The organism is Erysipelatoclostridium sp. An15 (assembly GCF_002160675.1).
GTDB classification, from domain to species: domain Bacteria; phylum Bacillota_I; class Bacilli_A; order Erysipelotrichales; family Coprobacillaceae; genus Thomasclavelia; species Thomasclavelia merdavium.
In genome coordinates, this window is sequence record NZ_NFLA01000091.1 from 1 (window position 1) to 3766 (window position 3766).

The window sequence follows — 3766 nt, forward strand, 5'->3', positions numbered from 1 at the left end:
TATTTCGATTTTGAAGCCTACGGGCAGTACCTTGACGACAACGGACGCTTTGTGGAAACCGACCACGGTATCTATGAACTTCCGTAGAAAAGAGGTGTGTGCCTATGGTTGACGACATGAGGGTGTATATCGCTAATCTTGGCAAGTACAACGAGGGCGAACTTGTCGGGGATTGGTTCTCTTTCCCTATCGACGAGGAAGATGTTGCGGAGCGTATCGGGCTGAACAGCTATTATGAGGAATACGCTGTCCATGATACCGACAACTTCCCTATTGAAATCGGGGAGTATATCTCCATTCAAGAACTCAATGAGATGTACGAGATGATTTGTGAGCTTCCCGACTATATCACGGACGCTCTGGACGAGTTTGTTTCCCACTATGGAAGTCTGGAAGAAGTCTACGAACACAAGGACGACATTTATTTCTATCCAGACTGTGAGGACATGACCGACATTGCCTATTACTTCATTGACGAGTTACAAGTGCTGGGCGAGATACCGCTACCGTTGCAGAACTATATCGACTATGAAGCATACGGCAGGGACTTATCCATAGAGGGGACATTCATTGAAACAAGCCGAGGAATATGCGAGATACCATATTAGAGCTGGCAGATCAGCGACAGATTAAGTCGCTACTGTCAGCTTTTTCTATCAAGGACAGTCTGAAAAATGGCTGTCCTTTTCCATTACAACGAAAGGAGCTGAAACGAATTGAAGAAGATTAAGAGCTACACGGGTATCTGGAACGTGGAGAAAGTCTTATACGCAATCAATGACTTTACTCTTCCGTTTCCCGTTACCTTTACCCAGATAACGTGGTTTGTCATTACGGAATTTGCCGTCATTCTCTTAGGGGACTTACCGCCGTTATCGCTTATCGAGGGAGCGTTTCTAAAATACTTCGGTATTCCCGTTGCCCTCACATGGTTCATGAGCCAAAAGACCTTTGACGGCAAGAAGCCTTACAGCTTCTTGAAATCGCAGATTACGTTTGCCCTGCGACCAAAAGTGACCTATGCAGGAAAAGCCGTGAAGCTGGAAAAGGGAGTGTTCAGCGAAACTGTCACGGCGGTTAGGAGTGTGATGTATGTTCCCGATTAAGTATATCGACAACAACCTTGTCTGGAACAAGGACAATGAGGTGTTCGCCTACTATGAGCTGATACCGTATAATTACAGTTTCCTCTCTGCGGAACAGAAATTTATCGTCCATGACAGCTTCCGTCAGCTTATCGCACAGTCCCGTGAGGGAAAGATACACGCCTTGCAGATAGCAACGGAAAGCTCCGTCAGAAGCATACAGGAGCAGTCAAAGAAGCTGGTAACGGGGCGACTTCGTGATGTGGCGATACAGAAGATAGACGAACAGACAGAAGCCCTTGTTTCCATGATTGGGGACAATCAAGTGGACTACCGCTTTTTTATCGGCTTCAAGCTCATTGTGACAGAGGAAAAGGTCAGCCTTGAAAGCATGAAAAAATCGGCGTTTATGACGTTCAAAGAGTTCTTGAATGAGGTCAACCATACGCTGATGAACGACTTTATCTCCATGCCAGATGATGAAATCAACCGCTACATGAAAATGGAAAAACTGCTGGAAAATAAAATCTCCCGCCGTTTCAAGTTCCGACGCTTGGACAAGAACGACTTCGGCTATCTTATCGAGCATATCTACGGCAGGGACGGCGTGGCGTATGAGGACTACGAGTATTCGCTTCCAAAGAAGAAGCTGAAAAAGGCAACGCTCATTAAGCAGTATGACCTTATCCGTCCGACCCGCTGTCTGATAGAGGAAAGCCAGCGATACATAAGGCTGGAACATGAGGACAGCGAGAGCTTCGTGTCCTACTTTACCGTCAATGCGATTGTGGGCGAGCTGGATTTTCCGTCGTCGGAAATCTTCTATTTCCAGCAACAGCAGTTCACTTTCCCTGTTGATACGAGCATGAATGTGGAAATCGTCGGGAACAGAAAAGCCTTATCGACTGTCCGCAACAAGAAGAAAGAGCTGAAAGATTTGGACAACCACGCCTATCAGTCTGGGAGTGAAACAAGCTCAAATGTGGTGGACGCATTAGACAGCGTGGACGAATTGGAAACCGACCTCGACCAGAGCAAGGAAAGTATGTATAAACTTTCTTACGTTATCCGTGTGTCTGCTCCCGACCTCGACGAGCTGAAACGACGCTGTGATGAGGTCAAGGACTTCTACGACGACCTCAATGTAAAGTTAGTCCGACCTGCTGGGGATATGCTGGGGCTTCACTCTGAATTTCTCCCCGCCAGCAAGCGTTATATCAATGACTATGTGCAGTATGTGAAATCGGACTTCTTGGCTGGGCTTGGCTTTGGGGCGACACAACAGCTTGGCGAGAATACAGGTATCTATATCGGCTATTCCGTGGACACGGGAAGAAACGTCTATTTACAGCCGTCCCTTGCTTCACAGGGTATCAAGGGGACAGTCACCAATGCTCTGGCTTCTGCCTTTGTGGGAAGTCTTGGCGGTGGAAAATCATTCTGCAACAATCTGATTGTCTATTATTCCGTCCTCTTTGGCGGACAGGCGGTCATTCTCGACCCTAAGAGCGAGCGTGGCAACTGGAAAGAAACGCTCCTAGAGATAGCCCATGAAATCAATATCGTAAACCTTACCAGCGATAAGGAAAACGCTGGGCTTCTTGACCCGTTCGTGATTATGAAGAATGTAAAGGATGCTGAAAGTCTGGCGATAGACATTCTCACATTCCTTACGGGGATTTCCTCTAGGGACGGCGAGAAATTCCCTGTCCTTAGAAAAGCGGTGCGAGCCGTGACCCAGAGCGATCAGCGAGGACTTCTCCATGTGATAGACGAGCTACGCAGAGAGGAAACGGCGATTGCCCGCAATATTGCCGACCATATCGACAGTTTTACGGACTATGACTTTGCACATCTGCTGTTCTCCGACGGAACGGTTAAGAACGCTATCAGCTTGGACAACCAGCTCAACATCATACAGGTGGCAGACTTGGTACTCCCCGATAAGGACACGACCTTTGAGGAATACACCACCATTGAACTGCTGTCCGTGGCTATGCTGATTGTCATTTCCACCTTTGCCCTTGATTTTATCCACAGTGACAGAAGCATTTTTAAAATCGTGGATTTAGATGAAGCGTGGGCGTTCCTCAACGTGGCACAGGGCGAAACCCTCTCAAACAAGCTGGTAAGAGCTGGACGTGCTATGCAGGCGGGCGTGTACTTCGTCACACAATCCTCTGGCGACGTGTCAAAGGAGAGCTTGAAAAACAATATCGGTTTGAAGTTTGCCTTTAGAAGTACCGACATCAACGAGATAAAGCAGACCCTTGAATTTTTCGGTATCGACAAGGACGACGAGAACAACCAGAAACGACTTCGTGACTTGGAGAACGGACAATGCCTGCTTCAAGATTTGTACGGGCGTGTGGGCGTGGTGCAGATACACCCTGTCTTTGAAGAATTGTTGCACGCCTTTGATACCAGACCGCCCGTGAAAAGCGAGGTGGAGTGATGATAGATAGGATAAAGGGGCTTCTGACAAAAAAGAAGCTCTTTCGCTTTTTCAAGATTGCTCTGATAGTCATTTTTACCTCTGTTGTGTTCCTCTCCCTGTTCGGGACGGTGGCTCATGCCACGGGGCTGGTTGATGATACGGTCAATGCGGACAACCTGTATTCACAGTACCCGCTGGAAAACTACCAGCTTGACTTCTATGTGGACAATAGCTGGGGCTGGCT

General features: G+C 47.7%; 4 protein-coding genes and 1 pseudogene. All 5 read left to right on the forward strand.

Annotated features, from left to right (window positions below; genetic code table 11):
- The first annotated feature begins 104 nt into the window (after window positions 1–104).
- A complete protein-coding gene (locus B5E92_RS14975) occupies window positions 105–608 on the forward strand; it encodes an antirestriction protein ArdA (RefSeq protein WP_087162156.1) in 504 nt (167 codons plus the stop codon).
- Window positions 590–730 (forward strand): hypothetical protein, encoded by a 141-nt coding sequence (locus tag B5E92_RS15745; protein ID WP_204245294.1) that lies wholly within the window; start codon window positions 590–592, stop codon window positions 728–730. The genes B5E92_RS14975 and B5E92_RS15745 overlap by 19 nt, the downstream gene beginning before the upstream one ends.
- Window positions 717–1106, forward strand: a complete 390-nt coding sequence (locus tag B5E92_RS14980) for a conjugal transfer protein (protein WP_087303491.1) — start codon at window positions 717–719, stop codon at window positions 1104–1106. The genes B5E92_RS15745 and B5E92_RS14980 overlap by 14 nt, the downstream gene beginning before the upstream one ends.
- Window positions 1093–3540 carry an ATP-binding protein gene (locus B5E92_RS14985; RefSeq protein WP_087303493.1) on the forward strand — a complete coding sequence of 816 codons (2448 nt, stop codon included), beginning with the start codon at window positions 1093–1095 and terminating at the stop codon, window positions 3538–3540. The genes B5E92_RS14980 and B5E92_RS14985 overlap by 14 nt, the downstream gene beginning before the upstream one ends.
- Window positions 3540–3766 (forward strand): annotated as a pseudogene (locus B5E92_RS14990) (YtxH domain-containing protein); the annotation flags it as partial. The gene B5E92_RS14985 and the pseudogene B5E92_RS14990, both read left to right, overlap by 1 nt.